The sequence below is a fragment of the Mesorhizobium sp. P2_E6 genome, assembly GCF_056403835.1.
On sequence record NZ_JBFUEQ010000012.1, the window covers coordinates 192059 to 209644 of the forward strand.

18 protein-coding genes are annotated in these 17586 nt (G+C 65.1%); 13 read left to right on the forward strand and 5 right to left on the reverse strand.

Annotated features, from left to right (window positions below):
• The first annotated feature begins 111 nt into the window (after nt 1-111).
• Nucleotides 112-792 carry a hypothetical protein gene (locus AC1D08_RS26915; protein WP_457152033.1) on the forward strand — a complete coding sequence of 227 codons (681 nt, stop codon included), beginning with the start codon at nt 112-114 and terminating at the stop codon, nt 790-792.
• A gap of 39 nt (nt 793-831) precedes the next feature.
• On the opposite strand, the gene AC1D08_RS26920 is transcribed toward AC1D08_RS26915, so the two are convergent.
• The gene (locus AC1D08_RS26920) at nt 832-1281 is read right to left on the reverse strand and encodes a nucleoside deaminase (RefSeq protein WP_095085992.1); all 450 of its coding nucleotides are present in this window, start codon (nt 1279-1281) and stop codon (nt 832-834) included.
• A gap of 282 nt (nt 1282-1563) precedes the next feature.
• Here AC1D08_RS26920 and AC1D08_RS26925 point away from each other — a divergent pair, with 282 nt between their 5' ends.
• The 5 genes from AC1D08_RS26925 (at nt 1564) to AC1D08_RS26945 (ending at nt 8492) form a co-directional block, all read left to right on the forward strand.
• Complete coding sequence (locus AC1D08_RS26925) at nt 1564-3693, forward strand: pseudouridine synthase (RefSeq protein ID WP_457152034.1); 2130 nt, start codon at nt 1564-1566, stop codon at nt 3691-3693.
• Nucleotides 3694-3723: 30 nt separating this feature from the next.
• On the forward strand, nt 3724-4278 hold the full coding sequence (rsmD, locus tag AC1D08_RS26930) for a 16S rRNA (guanine(966)-N(2))-methyltransferase RsmD (protein ID WP_477424449.1): 555 nt from the start codon (nt 3724-3726) through the stop codon (nt 4276-4278).
• 118 nt (nt 4279-4396) lie between these two features.
• Complete coding sequence (locus AC1D08_RS26935; RefSeq protein WP_457152036.1) at nt 4397-5785, forward strand: M16 family metallopeptidase; 1389 nt, start codon at nt 4397-4399, stop codon at nt 5783-5785.
• A 298-nt stretch (nt 5786-6083) separates the two neighbouring features.
• Nucleotides 6084-7334 carry a M16 family metallopeptidase gene (locus tag AC1D08_RS26940; protein ID WP_477424451.1) on the forward strand — a complete coding sequence of 417 codons (1251 nt, stop codon included), beginning with the start codon at nt 6084-6086 and terminating at the stop codon, nt 7332-7334.
• A 288-nt stretch (nt 7335-7622) separates the two neighbouring features.
• Nucleotides 7623-8492, forward strand: a complete 870-nt coding sequence (locus AC1D08_RS26945; protein WP_457151743.1) for a patatin-like phospholipase family protein — start codon at nt 7623-7625, stop codon at nt 8490-8492.
• Nucleotides 8493-8617: 125 nt separating this feature from the next.
• On the opposite strand, the gene AC1D08_RS26950 is transcribed toward AC1D08_RS26945, so the two are convergent.
• Together AC1D08_RS26950 and efp are read right to left on the reverse strand one after the other, a co-directional pair.
• On the reverse strand, nt 8618-9157 hold the full coding sequence (locus AC1D08_RS26950) for a dihydrofolate reductase family protein (RefSeq protein WP_457151742.1): 540 nt from the start codon (nt 9155-9157) through the stop codon (nt 8618-8620).
• 193 nt (nt 9158-9350) lie between these two features.
• On the reverse strand, nt 9351-9920 hold the full coding sequence (efp, locus tag AC1D08_RS26955) for an elongation factor P (protein WP_095085972.1): 570 nt from the start codon (nt 9918-9920) through the stop codon (nt 9351-9353).
• Between the two features lie 114 nt (nt 9921-10034).
• Here efp and epmA point away from each other — a divergent pair, with 114 nt between their 5' ends.
• On the forward strand, nt 10035-11093 hold the full coding sequence (gene epmA / locus AC1D08_RS26960) for an EF-P lysine aminoacylase EpmA (RefSeq protein WP_457151741.1): 1059 nt from the start codon (nt 10035-10037) through the stop codon (nt 11091-11093).
• A 28-nt stretch (nt 11094-11121) separates the two neighbouring features.
• Here epmA and AC1D08_RS26965 read toward each other — a convergent pair whose 3' ends face one another.
• Entirely contained in the window at nt 11122-11538 is a 417-nt protein-coding gene (locus tag AC1D08_RS26965) for a VOC family protein (RefSeq protein ID WP_457151740.1), read from the reverse strand.
• 165 nt (nt 11539-11703) lie between these two features.
• Between AC1D08_RS26965 and AC1D08_RS26970 the strand changes: the two genes are divergently transcribed.
• From AC1D08_RS26970 to lpxK, 6 genes are all read left to right on the forward strand, one after another.
• Entirely contained in the window at nt 11704-13047 is a 1344-nt protein-coding gene (locus tag AC1D08_RS26970; RefSeq protein WP_457151739.1) for a TldD/PmbA family protein, read from the forward strand.
• Entirely contained in the window at nt 13034-13837 is an 804-nt protein-coding gene (locus tag AC1D08_RS26975; protein ID WP_477424453.1) for a 3'(2'),5'-bisphosphate nucleotidase CysQ, read from the forward strand. The genes AC1D08_RS26970 and AC1D08_RS26975 overlap by 14 nt, the downstream gene beginning before the upstream one ends.
• Before the next feature lie 76 nt (nt 13838-13913).
• On the forward strand, nt 13914-14159 hold the full coding sequence (locus AC1D08_RS26980) for a DUF4170 domain-containing protein (protein ID WP_457151737.1): 246 nt from the start codon (nt 13914-13916) through the stop codon (nt 14157-14159).
• Between the two features lie 5 nt (nt 14160-14164).
• Nucleotides 14165-14956, forward strand: a complete 792-nt coding sequence (locus AC1D08_RS26985) for a lysophospholipid acyltransferase family protein (RefSeq protein ID WP_457151736.1) — start codon at nt 14165-14167, stop codon at nt 14954-14956.
• A complete protein-coding gene (gene waaA, locus AC1D08_RS26990) occupies nt 14953-16269 on the forward strand; it encodes a lipid IV(A) 3-deoxy-D-manno-octulosonic acid transferase (RefSeq protein WP_184871010.1) in 1317 nt (438 codons plus the stop codon). Before AC1D08_RS26985 ends, waaA begins: the two co-directional genes overlap by 4 nt.
• Nucleotide 16270: 1 nt before the next feature.
• A complete protein-coding gene (gene lpxK / locus AC1D08_RS26995; RefSeq protein WP_457151735.1) occupies nt 16271-17296 on the forward strand; it encodes a tetraacyldisaccharide 4'-kinase in 1026 nt (341 codons plus the stop codon).
• 51 nt (nt 17297-17347) lie between these two features.
• Here the strand turns inward: lpxK and AC1D08_RS27000 are convergent, their stop codons facing one another.
• A complete protein-coding gene (locus AC1D08_RS27000) occupies nt 17348-17581 on the reverse strand; it encodes a DUF2093 domain-containing protein (protein ID WP_095085946.1) in 234 nt (77 codons plus the stop codon).
• Nucleotides 17582-17586: the final 5 nt, after the last annotated feature.

A 17586-nucleotide genomic window follows, 5' to 3' on the forward strand; every position in this document is an offset into this window, starting at 1 on the left:
AACTCCGGAAGACAAATTGTCGCCGGATTTCCGTCGCAAGTGCTTGGACGATGGGGACCGGACACAGGGCCGGTGGCAATCGAGAGGCTGTCTAGAGTGGGACTTTTTGGCATGACCGAGAGATATAACGTGCGCCTGGCGCTGCTGGCGCCGCTTGTCGCATCGGGCCTCGCTCTGTCCGGCTGCATGAGCTCTCCGACCTATGGCACCGACAAGACCGCCGGTGAACAGCTGGCCGGCGATATTTCAAGCGCCTTTTCGATCGCGCCGAAGCAAAAGGAACGGATCGACTACAAACCGCGCCCGACGCTGGTCAAGCCGGCACCAGGCCAGAAGGAAGTGTTGCCGGCGCCGCAGGACAGCATCGAGACGGCGAGCGCCGAATGGCCCGAATCGCCGGAGCAGCGTCGCGCCCGCCTGCGCGCCGACGCGACCGCCCATCAGAACGATCCGGCTTATCAGTCAGAGATCGTCGACGACGTGCAGTCCGATCCAGCATCGATCAAGAAGGCAATGGCGGATTCAGGCTCGAGCCACCCGCCGGCGTGGAGCCCCGCGGATTCGGACAAGGGTCGTGCCGCCGAGATCCAGCGCCGCCTTGTCGAAAGCAAGCAGGGCGATCCGAACACCCGTAAATATCTGAGCGAGCCGCCGGTGCAATATCGCGTCGCCTCCGACACCGCGCCGCAGAACGAACTTGGCGAAGACGAGTACAAGAAGGAACGCCGGCTGAAGAAAGAGGCCGAAGGCAAGAAGGGCAGCGGCTGGTTCGACTGGCTGCCGTCCCTGTAAGAACGGGCCACGCTTCGTTGCCTTTGCGGTGCGCCCGGTTCAGTCGCGCCGCTCCCGGAAAAATCCTTTGAGCAGCAGGGCCGCTTCGGTCTCGCCCATGCCCGGATAGATGTCGGGCGCGTGGTGGCAGGTCGTCGAGGCGAAGAAGCGCGCGCCATTGATCACCGCGCCCCCCTTGTCGTCGGCGGCGCCGAAATAGAGCCGGCGCAGCCGGGCGAAGGAAATGGCGCCGGCGCACATGGCGCAAGGCTCCAGCGTCACATAGAGATCATGGCCGGTGAGCCGCTCGCTCGAGAGCTTGCGGCAGGCCTCGCGGATGACCAGCATCTCGGCGTGCGCCGTCGGGTCGGCAAGCTCGCGGGTGCGGTTGCCGGCGCTGGCAATGACTGTGCCGCCGCTGGCGATCACGGCGCCGACCGGCACTTCGCCGCGCAAGGCGGCGGCCTCAGCCTCTTTCAGCGCCAGCGCCATGAAATCCGGCCGCTTCACGCGATCTCCATTCCGATTATCTCCTCGTCACTCGCTGGAGCAAGTCCGCTTCCGAATGAACCGCACTTGCTCCAGGCTTTTGATTTTCGTTTGTCTTTTCGGAAAAAGCCGGTCTCCACTTTTCCCTGACAAACTCTGGTGATCCTGTTATTGAGCGCATAACCCCGAAAATCGGACTCGGTTTTCGGAAATGATCATGCGCCAAATCAAAAGTGCTACAGCGTTCGTTGCGCGCCCCAAAGGATGCGCCACGCTGTAGCAGCGCAAACGGACAAAGGCCACATGGACGACAACAACAAGAAATTCCGACCCAAAAAGGGTCCGGTCAGGAGCGGCTCGAAGGCTGCCGGACCGCGCAGCCGTGATGGCGCCGCCGACAAAGGCGGCAAGCCGTCCTTTGGTACCAAGAAACCTTACGCCCCACGCGGAGATCGGCCGATGGCTGCTGAGGGCGAGCGGCCGAAGCGCGACTTCAAGGGTGGTGACAAGCCATTCGGCAAGGGTCCGCGTCCCGAAGGCAAGCCCTTCGATAAGCGCGAGGGACCACGCAAGCCCTACGCACCGCGCGGCGACCGCCCGATGGCCGCCGAAGGCGAGCGCAAGCCGTATGAAAAGCGCGAAGGACCGCGCAAGCCTTATGCGCCACGTGGCGACCGTCCGATGGCGGCCGAAGGCGAGCGCAAGGCGTATGAAAAGCGCGAAGGACCGCGCAAGCCTTATGCGCCACGTGGCGACCGTCCGATGGCGGCCGAAGGCGAGCGCAAGCCGTATGAAAAGCGCGAAGGACCGCGCAAGCCTTATGCACCACGCGGCGACCGTCCGGCTGCTGCGGCGGCGGAGGGCGGCGAAAAGCGCTTCGACCGTCCCAAGCGCGATTTCAGCGATCGCGCGCCGCGCGACGCCGGCGATCGTCCGAAGCGCGACTTCGCTGACCGCCCCAAGCGCGATTTCGCCGATCGCCCCAAGCGTGACTTCGGTGGCGACCGTCCCAAGCGCGACTTCAGTGATCGGCCGCAAGGGGCATCGGGTGCCGGCTTCAAGCCGCGTCCGCGTTCCGCGGAAGTGACGGAAGAGGCAGGCGAGCGCATCGCCAAGCGGCTGGCCCGCGCCGGCCTTGCTTCGCGCCGCGATGCCGAGGAACTGATCGCTGCCGGCCGCGTCAAGGTCAATGGCCGGGCGCTGACCTCGCCGGCTTTCAACGTCATGCCCGACGACATCATCCACCTCGACGGCATGGAAATCCCGCCGATCGAGCGTACACGGCTGTTCCTGTTCCACAAGCCGGCCGGCGTCGTCACCACCAACCGCGATCCCGAGGGCCGCAAGACCGTCTTCGACGTGCTGCCGGCCGAATTGCCGCGGCTGATGACCATCGGTCGCCTCGACATCAACACCGAAGGCCTGCTGCTGCTCACCAATGATGGCGGCTTGTCGCGAGTGCTCGAACTGCCGGCCACCGGCTGGCTGCGCCGCTACCGCGTGCGCGTCCACGGCAAGGTCGAGGAAAGCGCGCTCGCCGGCCTGCGTGAAGGTATTGCCGTCGATGGCGTCTTTTACGGCGCCATCGAAGCGACGCTCGACCGTGAGCAGGGCACCAATGCCTGGCTGACGATCGGCCTGCGCGAGGGCAAGAACCGCGAAGTCAGGAACATCCTCGGTTCGCTTGGCCTGGATGTGACGCGGCTGATCCGCATTTCCTACGGGCCGTTCCAACTCGATGACCTCGCCGAGGGCCATGTGCTGGAGATCAAGGGGCGGGTGCTGCGCGACCAGCTTGGCGAGCGTCTGGTCGAGGAATCCGGCGCCAATTTCGATGCCGAGATTTCAAAGCCGTTTTCCAACAAGCCGGTGCGGCGCACCGAGATCCGCGAGCCGGAGCCGGAGCGGCCGAAGTTCACCAGAGATGGCGAGCGCCGGCCGATCGGCGAGGGCGGGCTGATCAAGAACCGCAAGCGCCGCGAAGGCAGCCGCGACGAGGCACTAGGCAAGCTGTCGACAAGTCCCGACAGAAGCGCCGGGCCGGAAAAGAGCTATGGTGAGCGCGGCCCGCGACCCGAACGCAGCTTTGGCGACAAGCCCCGTGGCGGCTTTGGCGACAAGCCGCGCGGCAGTTTTGGTGGCAAGCCGGGCGGTGGCAAGAAATCCGAGCGCGAGCAGCGGCCGATCGAGCCGCCTGGCCAGCGCAAGGCCAATGTCTGGATGGCACCGGGCGCGCGGCCGATCGGCAAGGGCAGGGCTGAGGCCGACGCCGCCAAGGCGGCCGACGCCAAGGCGCGCAAGGCGTCGTTCAAGCCGTCCTATGGCAAACCGGCAGGCGCCAAGCCGTTCGGCAAACCGCGTGGCGAGCGTCCGGGCGGCGCCGGTGGCGGCGAACGGCCGCGCAGCGGCCCCAGGGGTCCCAGGACGAAATGAGGCCCGGATTGGAATGAGGCCTAGCGCAAGATGAGAATCGTCGGCGGTGAGTTTCGCGGGCGTCCCCTGGCGACGCCCCGCAGCAGCGCTATCCGCCCGACGACCGATCGCACCCGCGAGGCCGTCTTCAATGTGCTGGCGCATCGTTTTGCGGAGCAATTGGACGGGGCGCGCGTGCTCGACCTGTTCGCCGGCACCGGCGCGCTCGGCCTCGAAGCGCTCTCTCGCGGTGCCTCCTACGGCGTCTTCATCGAGGAATCGGCGGAAGGCCGTGGCCTGATCCGCGACAATGTCGAGGCCTTCGGCCTGACGGGCCGCACCAAGATATTTCGCCGCGATGCCACCGGCCTTGGCGAGGCCGGCACGCTCGCACCGTTCGGCCTCGTCTTCGCCGATCCGCCCTACGGCAAGGGCCTCGGCGAGCGCGCCTTGAAGTCGGCCAGGGCCGGCGGCTGGCTTCGTCCCGGCGCGTTGTGCGTGGTCGAGGAGGCGGCTGTGGCGCCCTTCGAGCCGGGTCCCGGCTTTTCCGTGCTGGATGAACGCAACTACGGCGAGACGGTGATCCGGTTTATCGAGGTTGCGTGATGCACCTTGCATCGATGCCGGCCTCTTTGCCGCCGCCTTTGCCGGCAACATGACCAACAATTCACTATGCTGTCGCCAGCGCCTTGCCTATCGTCCTGCCTGGAAATCGGAGCCATTAATGACATCTAGGATTGAATGGCTGCGCGCAACACTGCTGGCGACATCGCTGGCTATCACTATGACCGGCCCGGTCCTGGCCGACAGCACCGTGTTGGCCAACGCGACACCGGACGCATTCAAGGTGACGGATTTCCTGCTCGACAACGGCATGGAGGTGGTCGTCATCCCCGACCACCGTGCGCCGATCGTCACCCACATGGTGTGGTACAAGATCGGCAGCGCCGACGAGCCGCCCGGAAAATCCGGCATCGCCCATTTCTTCGAGCACCTGATGTTCAAGGCGACGACCCACCATGTGGCCGGCGAGTTCGACCGCGCCATCTCCGACATCGGCGGCTCCAACAACGCCTTCACCTCCTACGACTACACTGCCTTCCACGAGACAGTGGCGCCGTCGGCGCTCGAGCTGATGATGAGTTTCGAGGCCGACCGCATGCGCAACCTCATCCTCACCGACGACGTCATCAAGACCGAGCGCGACGTTATCCTCGAGGAGCGCCGCTCGCGCATCGACAACAATCCCGAGGCCGTGCTGGACGAGGAAGTCGACGCCACGCTGTGGCAGAACCAGCCTTACCGCATCCCGGTCATCGGCTGGATGCAGGAGATGGAGCAGCTGAACCGCACCGACGCCACCGCCTTCTATGACAAATATTACCGGCCCAACAACGCCGTGCTGATCGTGGCCGGCGATGTCGAACCGGACACGGTGCGGGCACTGGCCGAGAAGACCTATGGCAAGGTGGCGCGCGGCCCCGATCTGCCGCCGCGCATCCGCCCGGTTGAACCCGAGCAGAACACCAAGCGCACGGTCACGCTCTCCGACGCCCGCGTCAGCGTGCCGAGTTTCTCCACGCAGTGGGTGGTGCCGTCCTATCACTCGGGCAAGCCGGGCGAGGCCGAAGCACTCGACCTGCTGGCCGAGATCCTCGGTGGCGGCACCCGCAGCCGGCTCTACCAGGCACTCGTCGTCCAGCAAGGCATCGCGTCCAACGCCGGCGCCTATTTCCAGGGCACCATGCTGGACGACACCAATTTCACCGTCTATGGCGCCCCGCGCGGCGACGCCAAGCTCGCCGATGTCGAAGCTGCGGTCGATGCCGAGGTGGCGCGCATCGCCAAGGACGGCGTCACGTCGTCGGAGCTTGAAAAGGCCAAGGACCGCTATGTCCGCTCGATGATCTTTGCCCGCGACAAGCAGGAGTCCATGGCCAACATATATGGCTCGACGCTGGCCACCGGCGGCAACGTGCAAGACGTCCAGCAATGGCCGGAGCGCATCCGCAAGGTGACAGCAGACGAGATCAAGGCCGTCGCCGCGCGCTATCTGGTGCTCGACCGGTCGACGACCGGCTATTTGCTGCCTCAAGTCAAGGCGGAGAACTGATTTGATGACGAACCAGCATCGCCGCTCTCTTTCTTTCCCCCTTGTGGGGTCCGAAGGACGGGGCGAGGACCGTGGCTCGCCCCAGGGCGGTGGCCGAGCGCAGCTCGGTCGGATGAGGGGTGCTCCCGCTTGGCACCGTCCGTACGCCGTCCAACACCCCTCAACCGTCTCGGCGCTGAGAGCCGATCCATCGTCTCCCGAAAGGGGAGAAGGAAAAGGCCGGCGCGCTGCCGCAGCGCTTGCAACCCTTTTCCTCTCCATCCTCTTCCTGATCCTGCCGGCACTCACCGCTCGCGCCATGGACATCCAGTCCGTCACCTCGCCAAAGGGCATCACCGCCTGGCTGGTCGAGGATTATTCGGTGCCGGTCGTCGCCATCCGCTTCGTCTTCGGCGGTGGCTCGACGCAGGATCCGGTTGGCAAGGAGGGCCTGGCCAATCTGATGACCGGCCTGTTCGACGAAGGCGCCGGCCCGCTCGACTCAGAAGCCTTCCAGATCAAGCTCGACGACGCCGGCGCCGAGATGAGCTTCGACGAAAGCCGCGACGGCATCTACGGCTCGATGCGCATGCTGGCCGAGCAGCGCGACGAGGCGTTCGACCTGTTGCGGCTGGCGGTCAACCAGCCGCGCTTCGACCAGCTGCCGATCGACCGTATCCGCGCCCAGATCCTATCCGGCATCATCGCCGGCGAGAACGATCCCGATACGGTCGCGCAGGACAAATGGGCGCGCGCACTCTATGGCGATCATCCCTATTCCCGCTCCGACCAAGGCACCAGGCAGAGCATCGCCACCATCACGCCGGATGATTTGAAAGCCTTGCACAAGGCGGTGTTCGCGCGCGGCGGCTTGCATGTCGCCGTGGTCGGCGCCATCGATCCCGAGACGCTGAAGAAGAAGCTCGACATGGTGTTCGGCGACCTGCCGCAGAACCAGGCGCTGAGGCCGGTGGCCGATATCGACCCGAAGCTGGCGCAGCATGTCGAGGTCGACTACGACCTGCCACAGAGCTCGCTGCAGCTCGCCTATCCCGGCGTGAAGCGCAAGGCGCCGGATTTCTTTGCCGCCGTGCTGATGAACGAGATCCTCGGAGGCGGCACCTTCACCTCGCGCCTTTTCCAGGAGGTGCGCGAAAAGCGCGGGCTGGCCTACAGCGTCAACTCCTCGCTGATCAACCAGGACCATGCCAACGCACTGGTCGTCAGCACCGGGACCCGGTCGGACCGGGCGGCCGAGACGCTGGGCATCGTCCGCGACGTGGTCAAGCAACTGGCCGAGGAAGGCCCGACCGAGGCTGAGCTGGCGGCGACCAAGAAATACATGATCGGCGCTTACGCCATCAACAATCTGGACTCTTCGAGTTCCATTGCCTCGACGCTGGTCGAGTTGCAGCTCGACGATCTCGGCATCGACTACATGCAGCGCCGCGCTGGCTATATCAACGTGGTGACGCTTGATCAGGTCAAGGCGGCGGCGAAAAAGCTGCTGTCGGCCGAACCGACCATCATGGTCATCGGACCGAAACTGGCCGGGGCCGGCAAGGGATGAGAGTCGGCCCGCATTTCTCTTTTGCGAGCGCCGGCGCTGCCCCTCACCTGCCTGCCGGCATCCTCTCCCCGTATAGTGACGGGGAGAGGGGCGCTGGCATCGCCGGTTTCGCCAATCACCAGCGTTGCAAAAAGAGCGCCTGGGTTGCGGCCAGCTTCCTTCTCCCCGTCACCATACGGGGAGAAGTGCCCGGTAGGGCGATGAGGGGCGGCGCCGATTTCGGCAATTGGCGGTCTCTGCCACGAGTTGGAAACTGTCATCAGTCGGTGGAGGCAGGAGTGACGCAAAATGGCGCCTAGCTTCGGCATCGCCTTCGGCGGCGGCGGCGCGCGCGGGCTGGCGCATATCCACGTCATCGAGGCGCTGGACGAACTGGGCATCAGGCCGGCGGTCATTGCCGGCTCGTCGATCGGCGCCATCATGGGCGCCGGCATGGCCGCCGGCATGACCGGCAAGGACATCCACGACTACGCCCGCTCGATCCTCGGCCGCCGCGCCGAAGTGGCGAGCCGCATGTGGCGGGCGCGGCCGGGCACCATCGCCGAAGCCATGCAGAATGGCATCCGCGTCAGCCAGTTCAACGTCGAGCGCATCCTGAAGGCCTTTTTGCCCGAGGCTATCCCCGAGACCTTCGCCGAGCTCAAGATCCCGCTCAAGGTGACGGCGACCGACTATTTCGGCCACAAGCTCGCCGTGTTCCATGACGGCGACCTGCACTCGGCACTGGCCGCCTCGGCGGCCATACCCGCCGTGTTCCGCCCGGTGACGCGCGACGGAAGGCTGCTGATCGACGGCGGCATCTACAACCCCGTGCCGTTCGACCTGATCGAGAACGATGCCGACATCATCATCGGCGTCGACGTGGTCGGCGCGCCGGAAGAAGCCGACCGCAAGCACCCGACCTCCGTCGACCTGATGTTCGGCGCCACGCAATTGATGATGCAGTCGATCATCGCCAACAAGCTGAAGCAGTGCAGCCCCGACATCCTGGTCCGCCCAGCAGTATCAAAATACCGCGTGCTCGATTTCCTGAAGATCGACGCTTTGATGAACGATACGGCCGACATAAAGGATCAGCTGAAGCGAGAGGTCGAGCGGGTGGTGGAGGCTAGGAATGGCGCTGCCGTCAAGGGCAGGCGGAGGAAGAAGGCTGGGTGAAGGCGCGCGACGTCGGCAATTGATCGTCTAATGCATGTCGCCCAAAAGTGGCCCCGGTTTTGGGACAACGACATGCATGAAAACAAGGGCTTAAAGTCGAGCGCTGTTGTCATCCACGAAGCCAACTACGACTTCGCCACCGGCACATATTCCAGCGCCACCACGCCGTTGCTGAACGGCGTCGCAGAAATCAGCTCGAGCGCCACTGGCTCGCCGACGGGGAACAGCGGCTTGCCCTGTCCGACGGCGCCGGGGTAGCTGAGCAGCCTGACGCGATCGACCAGGCCGTGGCGCAGCAGTTCCTGCGCGACGCTGAGGCTGCCATGCACATAGATGTTGCCGCCGCTGCCTTGCTTCAGCGCCCTGACCGCTTCCGGCAGGGCTCCCTTCAGCAATTCGGCCGGCTTCCAGTCGAGCGCCTTCAGGCTGGTCGACGCGACATATTTCGGCAGCGCGTTGAACCGGTCGGCGAAGTCTCCGGTTTCCTTGGGCCAAGAACCGGCAAAAATCTCATATGTCGTGCGCCCCAAAAGCATGGCGCCGCTGTCGGCAAGCTCGTCCTCCTTGAACCTGTTCATCTCGTCGTTCCAGGTCACGCCGGGCAGCTTCTCGACCTCGGCAATGCCATCGACGCTGATGAATTCGGTGACGATCAATTTTCTCATGGCGTTCTCCTTCTTCCATCAGAGGACGAACCATGCGGGCCTTGTGCGACACGCTGCATGAAAAATCGGGGCGCTTTGTCAGAAAGGCTTTCAGCGCGAGCTTACGAAAGACCGATACCACGGCCAGCGCGCCCGACGCCGGTACCTGATCATCGATGATAGCCCAAAGGGTTTGTGAGCGAAGGCGCTGTTCTCAGTCCTTCGCCCGCTCCACATAAGCGCCATCCGCCGTCATCACCACCACGCGGGTGCCGGGGGCGATGTGCGGCGGCACCAGCGTGCGCACGCCGTTGGAAAGTACGGCCGGCTTGTAGGACGACGAGGCCGTCTGTCCCTTGGTTGTCGGCTCGGTTTCCACCACTTCGAAGGTGGCGCGCTGTGGCAGCACCAGTGAAATGGCAATGCCATTGAACTGTGACAACTGCACGGCCATGCCTTCCAACAGGTAAGGCGCCATGTCGCCGACCACAGCTTCCGACACCGCTACCTGGTCGTAGCTTTCCGGATTCATGAAATGATAGCCTTCGCCGTCGGCGTAGAGGAAGGTGTGCTCGCGCTCTTCCACATAGGCGCGCTCCACCTGCTCGGTGGTGCGGTAGCGCTCCGACACCTTCACCCCGTCGCCGATACGGCGCATGTCGAGCTGGGTCACCGGCGTGCCCTTGCCTGGGTGGATGTTTTCGGCAAAGAGGATCACATAAAGCTTGCCGTCCTTGTCGACGACATTGCCTTTACGGAGCGAACTGGCGATGACTTTCACCACGGCTTACAATCCTGAAATGGTTGATTGGTACAAATCGGCTTCAGCAGCCGTCCGCTGCGAACTAGCGCATCTTGGCCGCAACCGCCAGCCCCCATTCCATATGATCTGAGCCCCATGAACGTTACGTCGCCCGATGCCTCGCCCTGGTGGACGCCGCATGTCCACGCCGACCGCCGCCCGCGGCTGATGCTGCGCAACGCTATCGCCGCCAGCCTGCGCGACTGGTTCGCCGCCGAAGATTTCGTCGAGGTGGAAACGGCGGCCCTGCAGGTCTCGCCCGGCAACGAGGCACACCTGGCGGCTTTCACCACGCAAGCGATCGGACCGGACGGCACGCGGTCGCCGCTTTATCTCCACACCTCGCCGGAATTCGCCTGCAAGAAACTGCTTGCCGCCGGCGAACAGCGCATTTTCAGCCTCGGTCCGGTCTACCGCAACCGCGAGCGCGGCCCTTTGCACCATCCCGAATTCACCATGCTCGAATGGTACCGGGTGGGCGAGGCCTATGAGAGCCTGATGCAGGATTGCGCGGCCATGTTGGCGCTGGCCGCGATAAGGGCAGGGGCGACGCGCTTTTCCTTCCGGGGCCGCGACTGCGATCCGATTGCCGAGCCGGAACGGCTGACGGTCGCGGATGCCTTCACCCGCTATGCCGGCATCGATCTGCTGGCCACGGTCGCCGCCGACGGCGCCACCGACCGGGACGCGCTTTATGCCGCCTTGGTCCGGGCCGGCCTGCGCACCGCAACCGACGACAGCTGGGCTGATTTGTTCAGCCGGGTGATGGTGGAAAAGATCGAACCGTTGCTCGGGCAAAGGCGGGCGACCATCCTGTGCGAATACCCGGCGGCCGAGGCGGCATTGGCGCGGCCGAGCCCCAGGGATGCGCGCGTCGCCGAGCGCTTCGAGCTCTATTGCTGCGGCGTCGAGCTCGCCAACGGCTTTGGCGAACTGACCGATGCCGATGAGCAGCGCCGGCGCTTCATCATCGAGATGGACGAGAAAGAGCGCATCTATGGCGAGCGCTATCCACTGGATGAGGATTTTCTCGCCGCCCTCGCCATCATGCCGCAGGCCAGCGGCATCGCGCTCGGCTTCGACCGCCTGGTGATGCTGGCGACGGGCGCGCAGAAAGTCGATGATGTCATCTGGACGCCCGTTGCGGCGTCCTGAACCACAGGCTCGCTGCCTGCCCGGCGCCTCAGTGCGCGAAAACCTGCTCCAGCGAGCGAAAGCCCTTGAATTCCAGCGCATTGCCGGAGGGATCGCGGATGAACAGCGTTGCCTGTTCGCCGGGCTCGCCCTTGAAGCGGACCATTGGCCGTTCCAGCCAGTCGATGTCGCCGCGCGCCTCCAGCCGCGTCGCCAGCCGCTGCCAGTCATCCATCAAGAGCACGGCGCCGAAATGGGGGATCGGCACGACGATGCCGTCGACCTTGCCGTCGCTGGCGGCTGGCGTGGCCTGTGGCCGCAGATGCGCCGACATCTGGTGGCCGTAAAGATCGAAATCGACCCAGGTCGCCGATGAGCGGCCGATCGCACAACCCAGCACCTCGCCATAGAAAAAGCGAGTTTCATCGAGATCACGGACCGGGAAGGCGAGATGGAAAGGCGTCATCGAAAATGCTCCGAGCGGGCTGCGGACCGGGTTGCCATGCCTCGGTTCGAGATCTGAACCGTGAACCGATGCATTTTGATTGAAGCCTATGCCATTGCACAAGCCGGACCGGAACAATAAATGGTGGCTGCGGCCAAAGCTCGCCGCGCCAGCAGGATCACGCGCATGACCGATATCACAGATGCAGCAAAATTGACCGACCGTGTCGCTGCTTTGGTCGAAGCTGCCAAGAAGGCTGGCGCCGACGCCGCCGATGCGGTGGCCGTGCGCAGCCGCTCGACCGGTGTGTCGGTGCGGCTCGGCAAGGTCGAGGGCACCGAATCGGCCGAGAGCGAGGATGTCTCGCTACGCGTCTTCGTCGATGGGCGTGTGGCCAGCGTCTCGGCAACCGCAGCATCCGATCCTGCAACCCTGGCCGAGCGTGCCGTGGCGATGGCGAAAGTGTCGCCACAGGACCCCTATCAGGGGCTGGCCGACCCGGCATTGCTGGTGAAACAGACGCGCGATCTCGACCTGTTCGACGCCACCGAGGTGTCGGCCGATCAAATGAAGGAAGCGGCACTTGCGGCGGAAGCGGCGGCCCTTGCCGTCAAGGGCGTGACCAATTCGGCCGGCGCCAGCGCCGGTGCCGGCCTCGGTGGCTTGGTGCTGGCCACCTCGCACGGCTTCCTCGGCCACTATGTCGGGTCGCGTTTCTCGCGCTCGGCCAGCGTCATTGCTGGCGAGGGCACCGGCATGGAGCGCGACTATGAATTCTCCTCGCGCCAGCATTTTGCCGATCTCGATGCGCCTGAAGACATCGGCCGCAAGGCCGGCGAACGTGCCGTGCGCCGTATCGGCGCGCGCAAGGCGGCGACCGGGCCGATCGACGTTGTGTTCGACCCGCGCGTCGCGCGCGGCATCGCCGGTCATCTTGCCGGCGCCATCAACGGCGCCTCCGTCGCGCGCAAGACGTCGTTCCTGCGCGACATGATGGGCAAGCAGGTGGCCGCCTCCGCGATCACCGTCACTGACGAGCCGCTCAGGCAGCGTGGCCAGGCCTCGCGTCCGTTCGATGGCGAAGGCATCGAGGGCGAGAAGCTGTTCATGGTCGAAAAAGGGGTGCTCAACCACTGGTTCCTGTCGACATCGGCCGCGCGCGAGCTTGGTCTCGTCACCAATGGGCGCGGTTCGCGCGGCGGCTCGTCCGTCTCGCCGTCCTCGACCAATCTCGCCATCGAACCGGGCGACCGGTCGCCCGAGGATTTGATCAAATCGCTCAAGACCGGCTTCTACGTCACCGAAGTGTTCGGCCAGGGCGTCGACATGGTCACCGGCGAATACAGCCGTGGCGCCTCCGGCTTCTGGATCGAAAATGGTGCGCTGGCCTATCCCGTCGCCGAGGTTACCATCGCCTCGAACCTGAAGACCATGTTCCTGAACATGGTGGCGGCTGATGACCTCGACCGCAATTTCGGCACCGCCGCCCCCACGCTTCTGATCGAAGGCATGACCCTTGCCGGAGCATGACCTGATCACTGCCAGTGCTACCGAGGATTTGCCTTTGCTGCGCGATGCCGCCCGCGAGGCCGGGGTCATCGCCATGCGCTATTTCGGCAACAACCCGCAAGTCTGGATGAAGGGCGGCACATCGCCGGTCAGCGAAGCCGACCATGCCGCCGACGCCTATCTGCGGCAGACGCTGCTTGCAGCACGGCCCGACTATGGCTGGTTGTCGGAAGAAACAACCGACGATCCGGTGCGGCTTTCGGCGCGCCGCACCTTCGTCGTCGACCCGATCGACGGCACGCGCGGCTTCCTGGAAGGCCAGCGCACCTGGTGCGTCAGCGTTGCCGTCGTCGAGCGTGGCCGCACGCTTGCCGGCGTGCTGGAATGCCCGGCGATGAACGAGACCTATTGGGCGCTGCCCGGACAGGGCGCTTTCCGCAACGGCAAGCGCATCGCGGTGCGCAAGCTGCCGGATACGGCCGAGATTTCCGGGCTGAAGCAGTTGACCGACCTGATGCCTGCCGACTGGCAGGTGCGACTGAAGCGGGCGCCCTACAGCCCGTCGCTCGCCTATCGGCTGGCCATGATCGCCAATGGCGCGCTGGATGCCACTTTCGTCAAGCCGAACGCGCATGACTGGGATATTGCCGCCGCCGGTCTCATTTTGCGCGAGGCCGGCGGCCAGTTGCTCGACCGGCATGGCCGCTCGCCGCTCTATGCCGGCGAGGTGACCCGCCACGGCGCGCTCGCCGCCGGCAGCGGTGAACTGCTGGCCGTGCTCGCCGCCGTCATTGCCGGGCTGGATAGGTGAAAGCGTTTTCGAAGGTTCCAAAGTCGACGGCTTTGGTCTAGACCTGTCACAAACTCACGATATGTGAAGGACCGACATGGCCGCGGAAGACGGAAAAAAGCAGCTTTTGCACCTGGTGTTTGGTGGCGAGCTGACGAAGCTTGGCGGCTCCGAGTTCCGCGATCTCGACGGGCTCGACATCGTCGGCATCTATCCGGACTATCAATCCGCGCACACGGCGTGGAAAGCCAAGGCGCAAGCCAGCGTGGACAATGCCCACATGCGTTATTTCGTCGTTCATCTGCACCGGCTGCTGGACCCCGACAACAAGGCTGTCGGTTGACCTCGATGGAGCAAGACCTGGCGAAAGAGCCAGCCACTGAACCCACGCCCGCGCGCAGGGGGCGCAGCCGCACGACTAAGGCTTTCTGGCGCAGGATTCGCGAACCGCTGGCGCAGTCGCGATTCGTCAAGAACGCCATCGCCAGCCTGTTCGCCCAGTTTGTGCGGTTGGTGCGCCTGACCAATCGCGTCGTCGATGGGTCGGCGCGGTTTTCGAGCAGCGCCTATGCCGAATTCGAGCCCGGCATCATCGCCCTGTGGCACGGCCAGCACCTGTTGACCCCAGCCTATTATCCCAGGCGCAAGCCGCTGGTCGCGATGGTCTCGCGCAGCGCCGATGCCGAGCTCAACGCGCTGATGCTGGGGAAGTTTGGCATCGAGGCGGTGCGCGGTTCGGGCGGGCGTGACAACGCCAGGCATCTCGACAAGGGCGGGGCAAAGGCGCTCATCGCCCTGAAAAAGTCGCTCGCCGCCGGCAAGAACGTCGCCATGATCGCCGACATTCCCCACGGCACGCCGCGTGACGCGGGGCTTGGTATCGTTCTTCTGGCACGCCTCTCCGGTCGGCCTCTGCTGCCCGTCGCCATCACCACTAGCCGCCGCAAGGTGCTGGAGAAGAGCTGGGACAAGACCACCATCAACCTGCCGTTCGGCCGCTCGTCGATCGTCATCGGCGCGCCGATCTTCGTGCCGATCGGCGCCGACGAGGCCGAAATGGAGCGCAAGCGCCAGGAAATCACGGTCGCGCTCAACGCCGCGACTGCCGAGGCCTACCGTCTCGTGGATGGTCCGCAATGAGCGGTCGCTGGGCGCGAACCATGTTGACGGCATACCGTTTCGCCGGTGCCGCCGCCTATCCGCTGGTCGGGCCCTATGTCGCCTGGCGCACCTCGCGCGGCAAGGAAGACCGCAGCCGCCGCCGCGAGCGCTACGGCGTCGCTGGCCGACCGCGCCCCGAGGGGCCGATGATCTGGATCCATGCGGCGAGCGTCGGTGAGACCCTGGCCGTCGTGCCACTGGTCGAAAGCATACTCGATTACGGCGTCAACATTGTGCTGACGACTGGCACGGTGACCTCGGCGCAGGTCGTCGACGAGCGGCTCGGCGATCGCATCATCCACCAATATGTGCCGCTCGACCTCAAGCCGGCGGTCAGCCGGTTTCTCGATCACTGGCAGCCGGATCTGGCGATCATCGCTGAATCCGAGATCTGGCCGATGACCATTCTTGAGCTTGGCGCGCGCCGCGTGCCGCAGGTGCTGGTCAACGGCAGGCTGTCCGACCGTTCGTTCACCTCGTGGAAGAAACGGGCCAACATCGCCGAGGCGCTGTTCGAGAATCTCGCCCACGTCGTTGCCCAGTCCGATGTCGATGGCGAGCGCTTCCTTGCGCTCGGCGCCCGCCCGGTGACCGTGTCGGGCAACCTCAAGGTCGATACCTTGCCGCCGCCTGTCGACGAACGAGTGCTGGCGACGCTGCGGCGTCAGATCGGCGCCCGCCCGACCTGGGCGGCGATCTCGACCCATGATGGCGAGGAGGTGGTCGCCGCCGAGGTTCATGCGACGCTGCACAAACGCCATCATGGTCTTCTGACCATCGTCGTTCCGCGCCATCCCGATCGCGCCGAGGCGCTTGCCGCACAGATTTCCGGCATGGGCCTGACGGTCGCGCGGCGCAGCACGGGCGACAGGATCGCCGCCGACACCGACATCCTGCTCGGCGACACGATCGGCGAGATGGGGCTCTATCTCAGGCTGACCGAAATCGCCTTTGTCGGCCGCTCGCTGACCTCAGAGGGTGGCCAGAACCCGCTCGAGCCGGCCATGCTGGATACCGCGGTTCTTGCCGGGCGCAATGTGCAGAATTTTCGCGAGGCTTACCAGCGCCTGCTCGACAGCGGCGGCGCCAAGCTGGTGCGCGACCGCGATATGCTGGCCGGCGCCGTCAATTTCCTGCTGACCAACGAAGTGGCGCGTCACGAGATGATGGCGGCGGGCGTGGCGACCGTCGACGAGATGCGCGGCGCGCTGGCGCGCACGCTAAAATCGCTCGAACCCTATATCCAGCCGCTGGTCATCAAGTCGCGCCTGAAGGGCGCGAACGGCCGCTAGGGTGGCTTCCGAAGCACCACCATTCTGGTGGGAAAAGCCGGACTGGCGGGTCCTGGCACTGTCGCCGCTGTCGGCCATCTATGCGCTCATCGCTGGCCGCGGCATGCGGCGCGCCCGGCGCGAGAAGATCGAGGCGCCGGTTCTGTGCATCGGCAACTTCACCGTTGGCGGCACCGGCAAGACGCCGGTGGCGATCGCCTTGGCCGAACAGGCCAAGCGCATGCAGCTCAAACCCGGTTTCCTGTCGCGCGGCCATGGCGGCTCGTTCGCGGAGCCGCATGTCGTCGATGCCCATCATGACAGCGCCAGGCATGTCGGCGACGAGCCACTGCTCCTGGCCGAACACGCGCCGGTGGCGGTGACGCCGAACCGCGCCGCCGGCGCCCGGCTGCTGCTGGAAAGGCATGGCTGCGATTTCCTGATCATGGACGATGGTTTCCAGAGCGCGCGCATCCATATCGATTATGCGCTGGTGGTCGTCGACGCGCGCTACGGCATCGGCAATGGCCGCGTCATTCCGGGCGGCCCGCTCCGGGCCAGGATCGTCGACCAACTGGTCTTCACCAGCGGGCTGTTGAAGATGGGCGAGGGCACCGCCGCCGACGCCGTGGTCCGCCAGGCGGCACGCGCCGCCCGGCCGATCTTTGAGGCCCACACCAAGCCAAGCAGCAAGCAGGGGCTTGCCGGCAAGCGGTTCCTGGCTTTCGCCGGCATCGGCCATCCCGAAAAATTCTTCGACACGGTGCGCGAGGCCGGCGGCGAACTTGCGTTGACGCGACCGTTTCCGGACCATCATTTTTATGGTGAGGACGAGCTTGCCGAACTGGCGGCGACGGCACGCGCCGAAGGGCTCGGCCTCATCACCACGGCCAAGGACGCGGCCCGGCTGCGGCATGGCGCCCCACAGGACTTTCTCGACCGGCTCGAGGTCCTGGCAATCGACACGGTTTTCGAGCTCGAACGCGTGCCCGAACGCATCATCGACGAAACGCTGGATGCCTGGCGTCAACGCAAGCTGAAGGGCTGACCTGTCGTCGTGAAGTGCGTTATCGGCTTGCGTAAACGACTCGCGCAAACATCAACGCCGGCTGCGTAGCTCCGGCTGCACTTCGATTTCGCGGCGCAGCGAAGCGGCAGCGTTGATGTAGGGCTCTTGCCTGGCGACGCTCCAGTATTTCAACTCATCAAGCGGGATGCTTTCGCCGGTCACCGCGCAGCGCACGAAAGCGCCCGGGCTGGTAACCTGGAAGTCGCCATCGAGATAGCGGATACGGGCTTCCTTGCCGCCAGGGCCTTCGAAACGGTTCATCATGCAGC

Bases quoted from the DNA above. Each gene is read 5' to 3' on its own strand.
- AC1D08_RS26915 (WP_457152033.1), top strand. From the start codon at position 112: ATGACCGAGAGATATAACGTGCGCCTGGCGCTGCTGGCGCCGCTTGTC.
- AC1D08_RS26925 (WP_457152034.1), top strand. From the start codon at position 1,564: ATGGACGACAACAACAAGAAATTCCGACCCAAAAAGGGTCCGGTCAGG.
- rsmD (WP_477424449.1), top strand. From the start codon at position 3,724: ATGAGAATCGTCGGCGGTGAGTTTCGCGGGCGTCCCCTGGCGACGCCC.
- AC1D08_RS26935 (WP_457152036.1), top strand. From the start codon at position 4,397: ATGACATCTAGGATTGAATGGCTGCGCGCAACACTGCTGGCGACATCG.
- AC1D08_RS26940 (WP_477424451.1), top strand. From the start codon at position 6,084: ATGGACATCCAGTCCGTCACCTCGCCAAAGGGCATCACCGCCTGGCTG.
- AC1D08_RS26945 (WP_457151743.1), top strand. From the start codon at position 7,623: ATGGCGCCTAGCTTCGGCATCGCCTTCGGCGGCGGCGGCGCGCGCGGG.
- AC1D08_RS26950 (WP_457151742.1), bottom strand. From the start codon at position 9,157: ATGAGAAAATTGATCGTCACCGAATTCATCAGCGTCGATGGCATTGCC.
- epmA (WP_457151741.1), top strand. From the start codon at position 10,035: ATGAACGTTACGTCGCCCGATGCCTCGCCCTGGTGGACGCCGCATGTC.
- AC1D08_RS26965 (WP_457151740.1), bottom strand. From the start codon at position 11,538: ATGACGCCTTTCCATCTCGCCTTCCCGGTCCGTGATCTCGATGAAACT.
- AC1D08_RS26970 (WP_457151739.1), top strand. From the start codon at position 11,704: ATGACCGATATCACAGATGCAGCAAAATTGACCGACCGTGTCGCTGCT.
- AC1D08_RS26980 (WP_457151737.1), top strand. From the start codon at position 13,914: ATGGCCGCGGAAGACGGAAAAAAGCAGCTTTTGCACCTGGTGTTTGGT.
- AC1D08_RS26985 (WP_457151736.1), top strand. From the start codon at position 14,165: ATGGAGCAAGACCTGGCGAAAGAGCCAGCCACTGAACCCACGCCCGCG.
- waaA (WP_184871010.1), top strand. From the start codon at position 14,953: ATGAGCGGTCGCTGGGCGCGAACCATGTTGACGGCATACCGTTTCGCC.
- AC1D08_RS27000 (WP_095085946.1), bottom strand. From the start codon at position 17,581: ATGATGAACCGTTTCGAAGGCCCTGGCGGCAAGGAAGCCCGTATCCGC.